General features: G+C 53.0%; 16 protein-coding genes and 2 pseudogenes. 8 read left to right on the top strand and 10 right to left on the bottom strand.

Features of this window, described 5'->3' with window-relative positions:
- Positions 1-15 precede the first annotated feature (15 nt).
- Positions 16-1,515 carry an aldehyde dehydrogenase family protein gene (locus RVY89_RS08385; protein WP_484827509.1) on the bottom strand — a complete coding sequence of 500 codons (1,500 nt, stop codon included), beginning with the start codon at positions 1,513-1,515 and terminating at the stop codon, positions 16-18.
- A 241-nt stretch (positions 1,516-1,756) separates the two neighbouring features.
- On the opposite strand from RVY89_RS08385, the gene feaR reads away from it, so the two are divergent.
- Positions 1,757-2,665, top strand: coding sequence for a transcriptional regulator FeaR (gene feaR / locus RVY89_RS08390; RefSeq protein ID WP_484827916.1), 909 nt, complete (start codon positions 1,757-1,759; stop codon positions 2,663-2,665).
- On the opposite strand, the gene RVY89_RS08395 is transcribed toward feaR, so the two are convergent.
- From RVY89_RS08395 to RVY89_RS08415, 5 genes are all read right to left on the bottom strand, one after another.
- Positions 2,666-2,983, bottom strand: coding sequence for a YdbL family probable chaperone protein (locus RVY89_RS08395; protein ID WP_371897533.1), 318 nt, complete (start codon positions 2,981-2,983; stop codon positions 2,666-2,668).
- Positions 2,984-2,990: 7 nt separating this feature from the next.
- Complete coding sequence (locus RVY89_RS08400) at positions 2,991-3,182, bottom strand: YnbE family lipoprotein (protein ID WP_008502388.1); 192 nt, start codon at positions 3,180-3,182, stop codon at positions 2,991-2,993.
- On the bottom strand, positions 3,179-5,818 hold the full coding sequence (locus RVY89_RS08405; RefSeq protein ID WP_484827510.1) for a YdbH family protein: 2,640 nt from the start codon (positions 5,816-5,818) through the stop codon (positions 3,179-3,181). Before RVY89_RS08405 ends, RVY89_RS08400 begins: the two co-directional genes overlap by 4 nt.
- 214 nt (positions 5,819-6,032) lie before the next feature.
- Positions 6,033-6,356 (bottom strand): hypothetical protein, encoded by a 324-nt coding sequence (locus RVY89_RS08410; protein ID WP_484827511.1) that lies wholly within the window; start codon positions 6,354-6,356, stop codon positions 6,033-6,035.
- Positions 6,357-6,358: 2 nt separating this feature from the next.
- Positions 6,359-7,114, bottom strand: coding sequence for a DUF4225 domain-containing protein (locus RVY89_RS08415; RefSeq protein WP_484827512.1), 756 nt, complete (start codon positions 7,112-7,114; stop codon positions 6,359-6,361).
- Between the two features lie 324 nt (positions 7,115-7,438).
- Between RVY89_RS08415 and RVY89_RS08420 the strand changes: the two genes are divergently transcribed.
- A complete protein-coding gene (locus RVY89_RS08420) occupies positions 7,439-8,428 on the top strand; it encodes a 2-hydroxyacid dehydrogenase (protein WP_028013015.1) in 990 nt (329 codons plus the stop codon).
- 19 nt (positions 8,429-8,447) lie between these two features.
- Here the strand turns inward: RVY89_RS08420 and RVY89_RS08425 are convergent, their stop codons facing one another.
- Complete coding sequence (locus RVY89_RS08425; protein WP_484827513.1) at positions 8,448-9,653, bottom strand: MFS transporter; 1,206 nt, start codon at positions 9,651-9,653, stop codon at positions 8,448-8,450.
- A gap of 455 nt (positions 9,654-10,108) precedes the next feature.
- Between RVY89_RS08425 and RVY89_RS08430 the strand changes: the two genes are divergently transcribed.
- Positions 10,109-10,780, top strand: a complete 672-nt coding sequence (locus tag RVY89_RS08430) for an MgtC family protein (protein WP_484827514.1) — start codon at positions 10,109-10,111, stop codon at positions 10,778-10,780.
- A 71-nt stretch (positions 10,781-10,851) separates the two neighbouring features.
- Here RVY89_RS08430 and RVY89_RS08435 read toward each other — a convergent pair whose 3' ends face one another.
- Positions 10,852-11,307 carry a MarR family winged helix-turn-helix transcriptional regulator gene (locus RVY89_RS08435; protein WP_484827515.1) on the bottom strand — a complete coding sequence of 152 codons (456 nt, stop codon included), beginning with the start codon at positions 11,305-11,307 and terminating at the stop codon, positions 10,852-10,854.
- A 68-nt stretch (positions 11,308-11,375) separates the two neighbouring features.
- Here RVY89_RS08435 and RVY89_RS08440 point away from each other — a divergent pair, with 68 nt between their 5' ends.
- Positions 11,376-11,666: a DUF1330 domain-containing protein gene (locus RVY89_RS08440; RefSeq protein WP_484827516.1), complete on the top strand. Its 291-nt coding sequence runs from the start codon at positions 11,376-11,378 to the stop codon at positions 11,664-11,666.
- A 139-nt stretch (positions 11,667-11,805) separates the two neighbouring features.
- Positions 11,806-11,904 (top strand): annotated as a pseudogene (locus RVY89_RS08445) (universal stress protein); the annotation flags it as partial.
- Positions 11,905-12,008: 104 nt separating this feature from the next.
- On the opposite strand, the gene RVY89_RS08450 reads toward RVY89_RS08445, so the two are convergent.
- Positions 12,009-12,494, bottom strand: coding sequence for a hypothetical protein (locus tag RVY89_RS08450; protein ID WP_484827517.1), 486 nt, complete (start codon positions 12,492-12,494; stop codon positions 12,009-12,011).
- Positions 12,478-13,287, bottom strand: a complete 810-nt coding sequence (locus RVY89_RS08455; RefSeq protein ID WP_484827518.1) for a winged helix-turn-helix domain-containing protein — start codon at positions 13,285-13,287, stop codon at positions 12,478-12,480. Before RVY89_RS08455 ends, RVY89_RS08450 begins: the two co-directional genes overlap by 17 nt.
- 342 nt (positions 13,288-13,629) lie before the next feature.
- On the opposite strand from RVY89_RS08455, the gene RVY89_RS08460 reads away from it, so the two are divergent.
- From RVY89_RS08460 to RVY89_RS08470, 3 genes and pseudogenes are all read left to right on the top strand, one after another.
- On the top strand, positions 13,630-14,427 hold the full coding sequence (locus RVY89_RS08460) for an EAL domain-containing protein (RefSeq protein ID WP_484827519.1): 798 nt from the start codon (positions 13,630-13,632) through the stop codon (positions 14,425-14,427).
- Positions 14,428-14,549: 122 nt separating this feature from the next.
- Complete coding sequence (locus RVY89_RS08465; protein WP_484827520.1) at positions 14,550-15,719, top strand: autotransporter strand-loop-strand O-heptosyltransferase; 1,170 nt, start codon at positions 14,550-14,552, stop codon at positions 15,717-15,719.
- A gap of 11 nt (positions 15,720-15,730) precedes the next feature.
- A pseudogene (locus RVY89_RS08470) lies at positions 15,731-16,792 on the top strand (AIDA repeat-containing protein); the annotation flags it as partial.
- Positions 16,793-16,871: the final 79 nt, after the last annotated feature.

Consider the following 16,871-nt stretch of genomic DNA (forward strand, 5'->3'; position numbering starts at 1 on the left):
TACCCGGCATTGTGTTTAATACCGCACGCACACCGACTTGGTTTCACACCAGCCGTCGAGCCAGTCCGGGCCAAAGTCGCGGCCGGTGCCGGACTGCTTCATGCCGCCAAACGGTAAGTTAGCGTCAATCAGCGTATGGCTGTTCACCCAGACGGTACCCGCCTGCAGCCGGTCGGTGTACTCCAGCGCCTTGCTGATATTCTGCGTCCAGACGCTGGCCGTCAGGCCATATTCACTGTCGTTTGCCAGCTGAAGCGCCTCTTCCCCGTCCGCGACGCGCACCACGTTGACCACCGGGCCAAACACCTCTTCGCGGGTCAGGCGCAGCGAGGCATCCGGGTTCACCACCAGCGTAGGCGCAACGTAATAGCCGTTGCCTTCCGGCCCCCGGTTACCGACGATCAGCTCCGCGTTTCGCGACTTCGCCTCATCAAGGAAGGTCTGCACCTTGTCACAGTGGGCGCGCGACACCAGCGGGTTGATAAACGCCTCCGGCGACATGCCCGGCCCGACGCTCAGGGATTTCACCGCCTGCTCAAACCCGCTGACCAGCGTGTCAAACAGCGGAGCTTCAATGTAGATGCGCGAGCTCGCCGCGCACACCTGCCCCTGGTTCAGGAAGCTGCCGGTCATCAGGCCTTCGATTACCCACGCCGGGTCCGCATCCTTGAGTACAATTGCCGGGTTTTTCCCGCCCAGCTCCAGGGTCACGCCGGTTAGCGTGTCCGCCGCCGCGCGGGCAATTTGCTTACCCGTCGCCGTTGAGCCGGTGAAGCTCACCTTTGCAATATGCGGATGCGAGGTCAGCGCTGCGCCGCACACCGCGCCGCTGCCGGTCACCACGTTGAACACCCCGTCAGGGATGCCCGCTTCACTGGCCAGTTCCGCCACGCGGAGCATGGTCAGCGGCGTGGTTTCAGACGGCTTAATGACGATCGAGCAGCCCGCGGCAAGCGCTGGCATCACTTTCCACATTCCGATCATCAGCGGGAAGTTCCAGGGCACAATCCCGGCCACCACGCCAACCGGCTCTTTACGCGTCCACGCCTGATAGCGTGCGCCCTGCGGCAGCGGTATGGAAAGGTCGAGGGTCTTACCCGTAATTTTGGTGGTCAGCCCGGCGGTATAGCGCATCCAGTTCAGGGTGCAGCTGACTTCAAACATACGGGAAATATTGATGGATTTGCCCTGCTCCAGCGTTTCAAGCTGGGCCAGCTCCTCGCTGTGCTGTTCGACGAGATCCGCGAAATGGAGCAGGATCCGCTCGCGCTCCGCCGGCAGTTTTCCGGCCCAGCTGCGGGCGACAAACGCGCGCCAGCCGGACATAACGGCGCGGTCAACGTCGTCGACGCTGGCATCGGCAGTTGAGGCAATGACCTCGCCCGTGGCCGGGTTGTAGACGTTCAGCCGCTTTTCACTGTCCGACGCGGCCTGACGCCCTTCAATCCACAGGCCATGCTGTCGGTCTAAAAATTGTTGCACGGCAGGCTGAATAGCCACCAGTGATTCAGACATAGGATACTCCTTCGTTATTCTTCGCAGGGTGTTCATCCAGTCTAAGTGGGGTTTTGAGTTCTCGCTTTTGTCTCTGTGACATTCGCTTTGCCACCTGTGACAGGCTCCGCAAATCGCGATAATTACCGCTTATATCGCTGTTACCGGTGAGTGTTCTTTCCTATAGTCAGCCTCATAGCTCTGACAAAATGCAACACAAATGCAACAATGCGAAAACGTTGACGGTGCAGTGAGAGAAACGATGGCGTGTGCAAGCGAGCAGGAACAGTATCAGCAGTGGCTGGCGCAAATTAACCAGGTTTGCGGGCGTTTTAACGCGCAGCCCACCGGGGGAAAATTCTTCGGCGAGCTGGAGACCAGCTATGCGCGCAGCCTGAAGCTCAGCACCGTGACCGCAGGCGGCGTTAACCTGTTCCGCTCCCGTCAGGAGATCGCGCAGAGTAACGATGCCTGGTTCTATACCGTGTTCCAGCTCGAAGGCAGCGCGGAAATTGAGCAGGATGACCGTCGCGCGCTGCTCAGAACCGGGGATATCACGCTGATTGACGCGTCGCGTCCCTGCTCGATCAACTGGCGGGAAAAATCACGCCAGATTTCGCTCCTGGTTCCCCGTCAGATTATTGAGCAGCAGTGTCGTTTCCAGGAGATAAGCTGCGCGACCGCCCTTTCCCGCACCTTGCCCACGGTACAGCTGAGCCATCGCCTGTTGATGGAGAGCATGAGCAATGCCGACCTGAGTGACCGGGAGAGCGAAGCGGCGCTCGAAGCGATGATCTGCCTGCTGCGCCCCGCTTTCCAGCAGCGTGACATCATTCAGCCGCGCAAGGAGCGCCAGTTCCTGCACGTTGTGGCGCTGATTGACGATTATATTCAGTCTGAATCCCTGCGCCCGGAATGGATTGCCGCCGAGAGCGGTATGTCCGTGCGCAGCCTTTACCGCATGTTTGCCGAGAAGGGGCTGGTGGTGGCGCAGTACATCAAAAACCGTCGTCTGGATCTCTGCGCGCAGGCACTGCAATCTACCGGTGATGATGAAAAGCTGGCGGGCATTGGCTACAGCTGGGGGTTCACCGACCATAGCCATTTTTCAACGGCGTTTAAGCAGCGCTTTGGCGTTTCGCCGGGTGAATACCGCAGGCGCTACCGTTAGCTACTTTTTGAGCCACTTTCCGTTAATGCCCCTCACGTATTCGCCCGGCTGCGCGCGGGCAACCAGTTTCTGCCCTGCCATTTTGGCCACTTCATCGACCGGCAAATTATTGCTGTCAGCCAGCTTCTGGTAGTTTTCCGTGCGCGCCGCATTGATACGGTTGACCAGCGCCAGCGTTTCGGCGTCCTGTTGAATCGGGGCAAGATAACCGCTGAGGGTTTCCCCCACGCGCCCCTGCGCCCGGGCGTCGTTCAGGGTGAGCGTAGCCGCCTGCACGTTCATCCCCAGCGCCAGTAAAATCAGAGCTAATCGTTTCATGGCGTCCTCAGAACAGATCGCTGCGCGATTTCAGCAGAGTTTCAACGTCTTTATCGACCTTAATATGGATCTCATGTTCGATTTTGACATTCATATTGATGGTAATCGGCTCCTTTGGCGCAGCGACTTCAATGCGCGGCGTACAGCCGGACAGTAGCGCGGCAACGGCAACGGTGAGCGCACCAGCCATCTTTTTCATTGTTGTTCCTCACTTTCCTTGCCGGTCGAACTGCGGGGAGCAGGTATCGCCGCATGTTGCTCAAACCAGGTTTGCAGGTTGTCCCCAAAACGCAGGCTGCGCCAGAGGGTAAAGACATTCTCGTCATGGGTATAGTTCAGGTTGACGGAGCTGCTTTTGCCATCCACCCGGCTGGTCCCCTTGATGGTCGCCTGCATGGTTAATTCACCGAGGTTATCTAAATTGATTCTCGTCCACGAACGCGAAATTTCCATATAGCGGAGCCAGTTAATCGCGGCACCCGCGACCATATTATCTTTTACGATGGCGTCGGCCGTATCTTTGTCGATGCGCAGCGTCATTGGCCCAGGATTGGTCAGCCAGCCATCCTTAATGATCCATTTTTCGTTATCCAGCCAGAACGGCAGCGCCCCGCTCACCGGCCCCGACATGGCAAACTGTTTCGGATTGACGGCGCTAATCAGCTCGCTCGAAGAGATATTGTCCACCCGCAGCAGGGCCGGATCGTGCTGCGGCATCCGCAGCTGCTGCATGGTGATCTTCCCGCCGAGGGCTTCCACCTTCACGTTGGTGAGCAGCAGCGGATTGTTCTCCGTCCAGGGATAATCGCCCTGTAAATCCGCGGTAATGTTGCGCGCGGTCACCAGGTTTACCACTTCGCCGATGCGCAGCGTCACCGGACCGCGCGTGCCCAGAGACCAGGTTCCCTCGCTGAAGCGGAACGGCAGCACAAAGTCGACGCCGTTAATCTGGTTATCCGGCATCCAGGCGCTGCCGGATTTCAGCACGCCGTGCCCGCCCGCTTCAAAGCCCTGATCGGCCGCCGCCGAGAAGGCGACCTGCGCATAAAGTTCCCCGTCGCGCAGCGTCATTTTCCAGTCCGGCGGGATCAAAGGCTGGAACACGGTGAGCGACTGTTTCGGCCACCAGGCCTGCCCGCGAAGGCGCACGCCATCCCAACGACCGTTCACCTGTACCGGGCCGATTTTGTCCGCATGAAGGTCGCCCTTAAACTGAAAAATTGTCGGGTCGGTGCCGTCGACGCTGAAGGTCAGGACCGAAGGTGGCAACACGCTGCCGCCGGAGAAACGGGTTTGCCCGGCATTGAGCGACAGCGCGCCGCTGAAGGCCGGTTTTTCGGCATCGCGCAGCCAGCGTACAGGCCGATCCAGCACCAGACGCGGCTTGCTGACCTCCATCGTGCCGTACTGGAGCTTGTCAAAACCGGTGGAGAGCGCCGTCAGCTCAATAAGGTTGTCGCGCCACTCGCCTTTCCCGGCGACATCCCAGCGGGCATGCATCGGCGTAAAACCGCCTTTTCCCCAGTAGCGCCACTGCCACAGGCCGTTATCGGGTAAAAAGTCGTTGGCCTGGCCGTCCAGGTGGAGTTCAAAATCGCCCATCTCGTTCTCATGGGCGCGCAAAATCGCCTGTAAACGACCGTCCACGCCCTTCTGGGTGAGCTTCACGCCCGCCAGCGGCCAGCGGATTTCATCGATGTCGAGTGAGTTAATGATGCGTCCGCGCGAGCGGAGCAGCGCGCCCGGCTCAAAGGTGAGCTGCGGTTCATACAGGCTGCCGGTCAGCGTTGCGGGCAATTTGGCGTAAAGGATGAGATCGTTTTGCTTCGCCTCGCCGCTCAGATGCAGCGGCATATCGCTGTTTTCCATGCTGAGCCTGCCGGGCCCAATATTCAGTACAGCGTTGCCTTTCCCCGCATCGCCTTGCGTCAACACGTTCAGTCGTCCGGTCAGGGTGGCTTTCTCCAGCCCCTGCTGCCAGTTGTCGGCGCGAAGGGACACCCGCCCGCTCAGCGGCATACCCGAGAGATCCCAGTTCCAGCGCCCGTCGCTGATGTTCAGCTGTTCCGCGGTGATTTGCCACGGCAGGTCGAGCAGCGGATCGGGGTTGTCCCGCGCCATCACCACCAGCTGTCCCTGATTATCTTCCCAGTCGAGATCGGCGTCGACCAGAGACGTTAACTGTGGCACGTTAAAGGTCGCAACCGCGTGGCCTTTCACCGGCACGCCGTCCGGGACCAGCGGCAAGGTAAACTCGCCCACCAGCTTGATCGGCTGCGGCTGGTCCGGGAGCTGAACATCAAACTGGCTGACCGAGAGCGTCTGACCGCGAAGCGTGCCTTTAATGCTGACCTGCTCGCCTTTATAGGCGATCTCCTGAATGGACGGGGTCAGCGACGCGTGAAGCTCACCCTGCCACTGCTGCCAGGGCGACAGCGTCAGACGGTGAACCGTGAGCCAGGTATTGGGCAATACCGCCTGCCATTGTGCCAGCGTTTTCGGGGCGACCGTTGAGGGCGCCGACTGGGGAATTTTGCTCAGGCAGACGGAGTTAAGATCCAGCGCGCCGATATCCAGCTTCCAGCGGCTGGGATGTGACAGCGTCACGTCATCGATGCGGGCAATTTCGCAGTCTTCCACCAGATAGCGAAGGTCGGGGATCACCAGCGCGTGGCGAGTCAGTTTCGGGCTCTCTTCGAAAGCGATGCGCGTCCCGACGGGCAGCCAGATCCCGGCGAGCGTCGGTACCCACTGGGCGAGCGTCATCAGCAGCGTCAGCGGCAACAGTATGAACAGCAGTAAAAGCGCAAGAGCGGCTTTGTATTTACCCTTCATGGGCAGTTAATATCCTGATTTAGCGAAAGAATTAAGCCGGCAGTGCCGATCATTGTCGCATGTTTAGCGGTTGAGTTGAAGTTACGCCAGGATTAAGGATAGATGCTGTAAAGAGTATGAGGTAACTTTTTTGCTATGCGTAACCTAAAGAACACAATTTAGATTCAGTGGGTTACGCATAATTTCAGGCCAAGAAGCCGGAATAACTGCGTAATTAATACCTGTTCCTGGGCATTGCCAGCAGGTAAAGCATTGCGAATATCAATGACCCCCAGTACACCGAGTCGTACCGCCAGGGATCAAAATCGATATGTAAAAAACCGCGAACAAAATCATAGCCGTTGGCAAAAACGTTAATCTGGATGGCTGCAATGGCTATCACAAACAGCGTATAGGCAATGAACAGAGGATATTTACGAAGCCTGTTGACCTTGAGTTTTCCGAGGTACAACAAGCAAAAAATGACAATAGATACAATAAAATAGCACACAGCAGGTAGAATCGGTGGGGTTAATGACAACTCGAGCTGTTCCGACATAATTAATTCTCTTTAGCTATCTGGTACATCTGCCAACCTGTGACGCTTCCACTGGTTAAATCCAGAGCCATCGCTGTTTTAGAAGCCTCTTGCCATCCTCTGATATAATCAGATTCAATGTTGCGAAACAAACTCCAGGATTTTTCTCTGGGAGCCAGAACTTTTCTTCCCGCGCCATAGGCTGATAAAGAGATATCAACTACACCATAGACAATATCAGCTTCATTATTTCCATAGCCGAGCTTCGCTGCTGCGTAGCGATAAGCATCTCTTAACGTGCCAGACCGATCTTCACGATAGAGAAGATAGTATCCATTTTCATACATGTTGTTTAGCCCATGAGTAATCATAGGTGCACCATAGGCAGCACAGGCAAGACCCAGCGAACCGACGCATAAACTAGCGCCCCCATACACTTGCGCCCCACCGGCAACGAAACCGATCTGTTTAAGCGCTAACGTCGTCGTTGTTGTCCGATTTTTTTCAACAACAATGAATAATTTAGCCTTATTGAAGGTAAGTAAGTCATCTTGTTCCTTAAGATGATGTATCTGTTCATCAAGAACTTGAATCCCGCCTGACCAAGTCAAGCAATGCGATTCGATCTCCCTTCTCAAATGAGCAACGAGTTGTTGAGTTTCAAAAAACATGCCAGAGGTACCGTAAAGCAAATGCTTTGTGGCAATTCGCTGCGCAAGATTTTCAATCTCTGAGACTTTCTCCTCGAAATGACTTTTTTCCCGATTATGGTTGTACATTCGGTCTCCCTGTCATTTTTAAACAATAACGATAATACTACCTTTGATGTTAATACATTCAAAGAGCTACGCAATATCAATAACCACGCGTGGTCACGTTTTCAGGCATTGGTAAACCACTTGAGTCTCCCCAATATTAAAACTAACAGACATGTCTCTGGCGTCCCCCCCCTTAAGAAAGCGTTAGATATGAATATCATGGAGTTAGGGTGCACATATGTTCTAGAATAATTGATAGAACTTATTGAATTCAATAATATTTTATGAATTGTAAGATAATTTTAATCATGCTAACGTGAATGCAAAATCACTGGAGAAAGTCTTATGAAACTCGCGGTATACAGCACAAAGCAGTACGACAAAAAGTATCTGCAACATGTTAATGAGGCTTACGGGTTTGAGCTTGAATTTTTCGACTTTCTGCTGTCCGAAAAAACCGCCAAAACGGCGCACGGCTGTGAAGGCGTCTGCATTTTCGTAAACGATGACGGCAGTCGTCCGGTGCTGGAAGAGTTGAAAAAACAGGGGGTGAAGTACATCGCCCTGCGCTGCGCGGGCTTTAACAACGTGGATCTCGACGCGGCAAAAGAGCTAGGTTTGAAGGTAGTGCGCGTCCCGGCGTACTCCCCGGAAGCGGTGGCGGAACATGCGATTGGCATGATGATGTCCCTCAACCGTCGTATTCATCGCGCTTATCAGCGCACCCGTGACGCCAACTTCTCGCTGGAAGGACTGACCGGCTTTACCATGTACGGCAAAACCGCTGGCGTGATCGGGACCGGTAAAATTGGCGTGGCTGCCCTGCGCATCCTGAAAGGCTTCGGCATGCGTCTGCTGGCATTCGATCCGTACCCAAGCGCCGCAGCGCTGGATCTGGGCGTGGAGTACGTCGACCTGCCGACGCTGTTCTCGCAGTCCGACGTGATCTCCCTGCACTGCCCGCTGACGCCGGAAAACTACCACCTGCTTAACCAGGCGGCATTTGACCAGATGAAAGATGGCGTGATGATCATCAACACCAGCCGCGGCGGGCTGGTTGACTCCCAGGCCGCTATCGAAGCGCTGAAGACCCAGAAAATTGGCGCGCTGGGGATGGACGTCTATGAAAACGAACGCGATCTGTTCTTTGAAGACAAGTCTAACGATGTCATCCAGGACGACGTGTTCCGTCGCCTCTCTGCCTGCCATAACGTGCTGTTTACCGGACATCAGGCGTTTCTGACTGCCGAAGCGCTGATCAGCATTTCGGAAACCACGCTTGGCAATCTTCAGCAGTTAGAAAAGGGTGAGCCTTGCCCTAACGAGCTGGCTTAAGTGCTACGCCGGGTGGGGGCTAAGCCTCACCCGGCGCGTTTGTTTCCCAGCTCCGGTGCGCAACGCGCCACCAGAGCAGGACGGCGGCCAGCGCAATCGCGCTCAGGACACTGAATGCCGTCGCAAACGAGTAATGTCCGGCTATTGTCCCGGTTAACGCCGGGCTCATGGATGCCCCTACTCCCTGCATCAACATCACCACACTCTGCCCGGCATTGACGTGCCCGCTTCCGCGCAGCAGCACCACAATAAACGACGGTACGACGACACCCAAAACCCCGGCGGCCAGGCCGTCGAGAATTTGTACCGGGATCATCATTAACGGCGCGTCCGTAGATGCCGCCAGCGCCGCGCGCACCGGCATAACCAGCAGCGCCAGCATAATCAAGCGCCAGTAGCCATAGTGTTCGATCCGGCGCGAAGCCCAGATGGCGACCGGGATCATCACGGCCTGAGAAATGATGACGGTACCGGCTGCATATAAACCGGGATTGATCGTGGCAGGTGCAGCGGCAACCCTCATGCTCAGCATCGGCAACAGCGCCGCGTTCGCCAGGTGGAACAGCAGCAGCGTCAGTCCGGTCACAAACAGCGCCCGGTTTTTCATCAGCACGGCAAAACCGGGGACCGGCAGGCTCGCTGAAGAGGACAGCCCGCGCGCCGCATCGTTATCAATATCGCTGTTGCGAATGGCAAGCAGCGCACACAGCGTTAGCAGCGTGGTACAGGTCATCAGCAGGAAAATCCCGCCCACGCCCCAGTACCACGCAATACCGCCCGCAAGCAGCGCCGTGACAAAATTGCCGCCGTGGTTGAACGCCTCGTTTCTGCCCATCTGCGCGCTGAACCCGCTCTGCCCGGTCAGCCCCAGCGTAATCCCGGCGATCAACGGCCCGACAAATGCCGCACAGATACCGGTGACGATTTGCGACAGGGCGACAACGCCGCTCTGCTGGCTAAACCAGAGTAGAAGCGTGCTTAGCGTAATCAGAATGCACAGAAGCGCGAGCACAGCGCGCTTGTTGCGGGAGGTGTCGGTGATGAACCCCGCCGGCAGCGTAGCCAGTAACCCCGCCAGCCCGCCGGCCGTCATCAGGATGCCGATATCATCAGGAGTCCAGTGGCGTTCGGTCAGAAAAATACCGAGAAAAGGCCCCAGGCCATCGCGGACATCCGCAATGAAAAAACTTGTCAGGCATAACGCCCGCAGCGAACGAAGAGACATACTTCCTGCCTTGCCTGTTATCGCCTGAAAAATAGAAAATGTAGTATACCGGGTATTTTTGAAAATCAGATGACGTCTTAAAAAACATCTCTTTCGAACTTAAACAATTCATAACGGACGTTGTTTTTTCACTTTACTCATTATCGGCCCTGACTATACTGGCAATAAATTTTCACAGGAGTCCTTCGTTGGAAAGTTATTTTATCGTCGATACGAAGGTAAGCTGACGCGATTTCTCGCTGCTTACCTTAACGGTGGGCAGCAATCCTCCTGACGTGATTGCATCCCAATACATTAAGAACGACCAGGTTTGTGGGGCATCGCGATGTTCATGTTTAATCATTCACTCTTTCCACCACCCTCGCGCTGACATGCTTTGCGTTTTAACGGCGTCATACTGTGCTTTGTAAAGCGCTGACGCTTATCGTTTAATCATGTTAACAGGCGACAGGCTGATGTTCCCTTATATCTCTCATCTGCTCGCAGCGATGCTGCTGGGCGCAATTATCGGCGCGGAAAGACAATGGCGCCAGCGTATGGCGGGGCTTCGTACCAATGCACTGGTTGCGACGGGCGCTGCCGTGTTTATTTTAAGTTCCCTCTCGACGTCATCCGATAGCCCGGGGCGCATTGCAGCGCAGATAGTCTCCGGCATAGGCTTTCTTGGCGCAGGCGTTATTATGCGTGAAGGGATGAATATTCGGGGTCTTAATACCGCAGCAACGCTGTGGTGTTCAGCCGGAATTGGTGTGTTATGCGGCTTAGGCCAATTCTGGAATGCCGGTATGGCCAGCGTGATTATTCTGTGCGCCAACATCCTGCTTCGCGAAGCTGCGCAGCGGATTAATCAACTGCCCGCGCTCCATGAAGGCGAAAAATGCTATGTCCTTAAAATCACCTGTAATGACGAGCATGAAGATGCGGTGCGGCAGAATATTGTCAATATGGCGAAAGAGTTAACGTTAAGCCTGAAAGCCATTTATTGCGATACGGCGCAGGCAGAAGGTAAAACCGAAATACGGGCCGAGGTAATGACCCGTGAGGAATACCGGAAATTGCTCGAGCTGATTATGGATAATATTGGCGGGAATAAAATTATGGCATCCGTAAGCTGTCACGCAGTATGAACACGATACCGGGCATTGCGCCCGGTTGAGGCTTTGCCGTTTTGCTGAAACGGACAGTAACGCGGAGAGATTTATAGAGAAGCGCTGATTTTAGCCAGACTTTTCATCATCTTCGTCGTAAGGCTAAGCTGCTCGCTGCCCATAAGTTGGGACAGCTCCTGCTTAGCGGATTGCCATACTGGAATGATCTGTTCAAGCAGACGCCAGCCTTCCCCCGTCAGCATGAGTCGTTTTCCTGAACGTCCACGCCCTCCAGCAGAGTCAATAATGCCGCGGAACTCCAGACTACGGATATTTCGACTCAGTGTTGTCGCATCCACCCCTGCTCTGGCGGCAAGTTCCGCAACAGTTTCATTCGGAGCCCCCCCGATGCCAACCAACAGGCTGAACTGCTCAGCGGTCAGATCAAACGGTCTGAAGCAGGCATTGTAATAGCGTGTAATAGCCCGCGCGGTAGCTCTCGCCTGAAACGCCGGGCAGACTTCCGGAATGGCCTTTAACAACGTCATATCAATATTGGTCATCATTTCATCTCGACATTCAATGCTAAAATTAATACTGTATATACATTATTAAGCATGTTTGAGGAACGGTTATGCCAGCCTTTGTTCATATCAACTTACGCATTATTGACCCAGTCAGACAGGCCAGCCTTGCCCCCCGCTTCACGTCAGCATTAGAGGAAGCTGGCGGTAAAATTGTGCATTTTGGTGCTGTCGCACAGGTACTGGAAGGCGACGAAGAGCCGTTACCCTATGCAGGCATTTTTGAATTTCCGACGTTAGATCAGGCCCTTGCCTTCTATCATTCGGAAAAATATGCCCCGATTAAGGCTGAACGCCAGCTCGCCCAGGAAGCGAGAATGTTCATCGTCACGACGGATTGAACGCTTCGCTGACTCAATGGCAGGCAGGTTCGGCCGGGCGAATATCATTCCGAGGATAGCCTGACGCACATGGTTATCCCGTTCGTTCAGGCAATACAGCACTTAACACGGCCAAAGTTTACTTTCTTATCGTTATTCCATCGCTTCCCACAAGCCGGACATCTCGACCTATCTGTTGGGTTCAAACGCTGAGGCAGTGGTTCGGCATGCAAAATGCCCTGTGCTGGTTGTAAGATAAAAAAACCGGGCGCAAAGCCCGGTTTTTTAAGCCGACATCCATGATCCGCTCCCAACAGATAGCTTCACAGGAATATGAGCAGGTTCACAATCCCGGGCATGGCATTACCTGTTCACGCAAAGCGCAAATGGCGACTGCAGATTTCCAATCAGCCAGCCATTACCTGTAGGTTCAAGCTTCAGCTGGCGAACGGTTCCCTCGGGAACATAAAAGAAGCTGCTTTTGAAACTGTCATCATCAGCCGTATCCCGCGGATTTTTAACGTAGCGCGTATCTGTAAGGGCAATCTCGCCTGGCCTGTTCATCTCATAGCTAAAGTGAATTGTGCGTGAAATGACATGAACACCTCTCACTGACTGGATATTCCCCGACAGGACAGCCTGGCCATCGTGGTTTTCATCCAGACGAAAAATAAACTCCAGCGTAGCGACGAAATCAGGCTCGTGATGGTTGTAACGTACAATTGTGGAACAGTTAACACTCAACGCACTCTGTTTATGACGTATGTGAACGTAGAACCACACCGATAACGCCAGGATGAGGAGTAAAATTACGGCAGATATCCCTGTTTTTTTATTGATTTCGTTCATAACCACTCCAGTAGTTATTCAGACAGGAGATGTAATTATTATTTTTTTGCGTGCATCGACTGATAAACGCTCTCCCCTTATTGCCGTACAGATAGGACTCAGAAACCTGATAGAGAAAAGATGTGCCTTCAAGACACTGAATATGGCTTGAGGCAGCCAGTTCTAAAAACAGTTCTTTTTTTTGCTCTGACAGGGATGCAGAGTTGTTCTGTACCGTATAGACAGGACAGGTGTCGTAGTTAAACAAAAAATGGGGTTTAATCTGTTTTATTTCCCTTAAGTCTTTCGACGGAGTTCCGAGACCTAGCACAACCAAGGTAGCGCTGATTAAAAGTACAATCAGTGCCAGCGTATAATGAAGAAACTTGTACTTACCCGCTAACGCAGTACGGCGGACTACTTTTATTACTTCCGGCTCTTCAATCTCTTTGAGTCGTTCATCAGCAATGGTAGATTCAGTGATATCCCTGACGTCAATATCACTGTTAAACATAAAGCCGACCCGAGGCACTGTGGTAATACATTCATCCGTAATACCAAACTGGACGAAGTGCTTTCTCAGTTCTGAGATGTATTTATTTAATGTGTGACTCGATGAGCGCAATCCATGAGCATCCCAGACGCTATCCAGAAGCTCATTTCGGGTCAGAACCTGACCATGCTTTTCCAGAAGGTATGTTAGTAGTCTGTTCATTGTCAGGGTCAGAATGACAGTAGAGCCCTCGTCTCCGGATGGCCATATAGCACCATCTTCCGATCGATAGAAAACCCTATTATCAATCACGAAAACCATCTACGACTCCTTATCCATGATGGTATTTGAATGGATCCTCTCGTTTTTCCAACCTGCGAAAACCCATTAACGTCTTGCAAGCATCGTAGCACAGGCAGGCGCGACGGCATCTCAAGCAGATATATAACCTGTAAAAGACATAATAAATAGAATATCGGCTTGTATTTTAATCAATCAACGATACAAGTATCTATCAAGCATTTCCGGTTGATAGGATTGTTCGCAGAAGTGAATGAGCAGATTCTTAATCTTCACGAGCAGCATCCGCGCTACTGCCATTCACGACCCGGGGGAAAGAAGTAATACCTCGGGTAGCGAATTCAGTAGATAAGGAGCGACATAATGATAAGCACCAAAATGCTCATGAAGGCAGAACGTTTCTTCATCAAAGCCCGTACATTGATTAGAGAAACAATCTTATCAGCGGAACTGACCGGCGCTGAATTTGTGCCCTTCATCCAGCCGGTATGTAAGGGCGATAAGATCGTAGGCGGAGAGGTATTACTCAGAGTTCTCAAAGACGGGATTTACCACTCTCCCGAAAAATACCTTTCTGCAATGGAATCATGTGAAGTGATTAATGATGTCACATGCAGCCTGATGTCTGATGTTAAAGCATTTTTTGAAGGCTATGAAGGAACTTTACCCGATGGCTTTTATCTCTCCTTCAACATCTGTGCAAGACAGTTGAACTCTTCAAGAGTTATTGAAGCAGTGGCGGACTTTAAGAAAGTATTCGACGGACGCATTGCTGTCACGCTGGAAATTGTCGAACGCGGAACAATGAACCTGGACGACTTTGCGCTTGATGCTATGCAACAGCTTACTGAGTCAGGAGTACGATTTGCGATCGATGATTTCGGCAGCGGGAGTTCATGCCTAAAATATATTGAACATGCAGGTTTCTCAACAATCAAGATTGATAAATGCCTCACAATTTCGAGTAATGGATCATTAATCTATTCCGCGGTGATTGATTCAATTATCACTCTCGCAGAGCGACTGCAAATTCATGTCATTGCTGAAGGTATAGAAAATAAAGAACAACTATCGCTTTTGAAAGATAAAGGGGTGGATATTTTTCAGGGTTATCTATTTTCAAAACCTGTAAGCATGCACGAGTTTTGCACGCACATATAACATTTTTCAAAAACACAAATACAGCAATTCGCAACCTGTCATGGAAAGCATTACTTAAATAAATGTAGTGCTCTCAACCTATTTGTTACAGATTCAAAATTACCACCAAGGACAAATTATATATGTCAGCTAACTTCTCAAATCCTCCAGAACTCCCGTCCTGCACAGGACCGGACGGAATTCTTTATGACTTTAACTATGGCGCGCGCGTTTTTCTTCCGGAAGGAAAATGGCACGTCATATTAATGGATGACGACAGTGGCAATATTCTTTTCAGCTGTGATTCAGAAGGCGGCTGGGTCATTAGTAATAAAAAATATTACGTCCGTTTCCGCATTCAGGTATTCCACCAGGGTTCGGCGAGCCCGATCCTGGATGAAACACTGGATATGAAGGACAAGCCCGTTGTTATCTTTTTCCCTACGGGCACGCTGGGCGACATGCTTGGGTGGTTCCATTATGCAGAGCGTTTTCGCCAGCTGCACCGCTGTCAGCTTGAGTGCGTTATGGGGCAGGAAATCATTGAACTACTCAGCGCGCAATATCCCGAGATCACATTCTCCACTAAGGACAATCTGCAGACGGTAAATCCCTACGCATCCTGGTATGTCGGCCTTTTCTTTAAGGGTGATACCACACATCAGCCCATCGATTTCAGGAAGGTCGGTTTCCACCGGAATGCCGGCTACATCCTGGGGGTCGATCCGCGGGAGTGCCCTCCCCGACTTAAGCTGGATGCGGAGCGAAAAATAGCAGAGCCGTATGTCTGCATCGCCGCGCAGTCCACCAACCAGGCGAAGTACTGGAACAACGGCCATGGCTGGGCAGAAGTCGTTGCTCACCTTAAGTCTCTGGGATACCGAGTGCTGTGCATAGACCGCCATGCGCATTACGGCCAGGGCTTCGTCTGGAACCACATTCCCCAGGGCGCCGAAGACTTCACAGGCGATATTCCGCTTCAGGAGCGGGTGGACCTGTTAAGGCATGCGAGCTTCTTTATCGGCCTGGGTAGCGGGCTGTCATGGCTTGCCTGGGCGTCCGGTATCCCGGTGGTGTTAATCAGCGGATTCAGTCTCCCCAACAGCGAATTTTACACCCCCTGGCGTGTATTCAGCAGCCATGGCTGTAACGGCTGCTGGGATGACACGTCCGTTGATTTTGACCACGTGGATTTTTTGTGGTGTCCGCATCACAAGAACACCCCCCGACAGTACGAGTGCACGAGTCTGATAACCGGTAAACAGGTCATCGGCATGGTGGACCGTCTGCATTCAGGATTAGTTGATAAGTAAGGGACGTAAATATGAACAAGATATATACCACAGTGTGGTGCGAGTCGCGCCAGCAGTGGGTGGTCACCTCCGAGCTGGCGACCGGGTCCGGTCGTCCGAAGCTGACGCCGAAGAAAAGCGCACTGGCGTTACTGCTGGGCGCCGTGCTGCTGCCTTCAGGGCCGGTCATGGCTGTGGATTATGTGGGCGAGACGGTAACGGGTATACAGGGTATTCATTCAGGAGACAGGGCCATCTCCACCACCATTAATAGCGGTGGTAGTCAGTTCATCACTAGTGACGGTTATACCTCTGCTACCACCATCAACACGGGTGGCGCTCAGCTCGTTTCCAATGGCGGCTGGGCCTCTTTCACCACTATCAATAGCGGTGGCATTCAGCGTGTCTCCAGTGGCGGTTGGGCCAATGTCACCACCATTTATGGCAATGGCAACCAGCACATCTACGGTGGTGGTTGGGCCAATTCTACTACCATCCTTAGCGGTGGCTTTCAGCATATCTCAAATGGTGGTTCCGCCACTTATAGCACCGTCAGTAATGGCGGTGAACAGCGCATCTCTAGTGGTGGCTTGGCCGCCAATGCTACCCTCGACCGTGGTAATCAACACGTTTACAGAGGCGGCTCAGCCACCTCTACTACCATTAACAGCGGTGGTACTCAGTACATCTCAAGTGGCGGCCGGGCAACCTCTACTGACATTAAATTCGGTGGAAAGCAGCACGTTTCTAATGGCGGTGAAGCGGTTAATACCTCTATCGTTGGAATTGATGGCGAACAGCACGTTTACAGTGGCGGCACTGCCATCGACACCACCATCAGTGGTGGTGCTCAGCACGTGTCCAGTGGCGGGTCTGCCACTAGTACCACCATTTATAGTGGTAATCAGCGCGTGTCCAGTGGCGGGTCGGCTACATCGACACGCATAATGAGCGGTGGTTCTCAGCTCATCTATAACGGCGGGGAAGCTACCTCTACCATCCTTGATGGCGGTAACCAGTTCGTCAGCGGAGGAACGGCCACCACCACTACTATAAATAGCGCTGGGGTCCAGCACGTCACTAATAGTGGCTTTACAATTTCTACAACCATAAACAGTGGTACTCAGAGCATCTTCAGTGGTGGCCAGGCCACTTCTACCACTATCAACAGCG

Source organism: Enterobacter sp. 3U4, assembly GCF_057224565.1.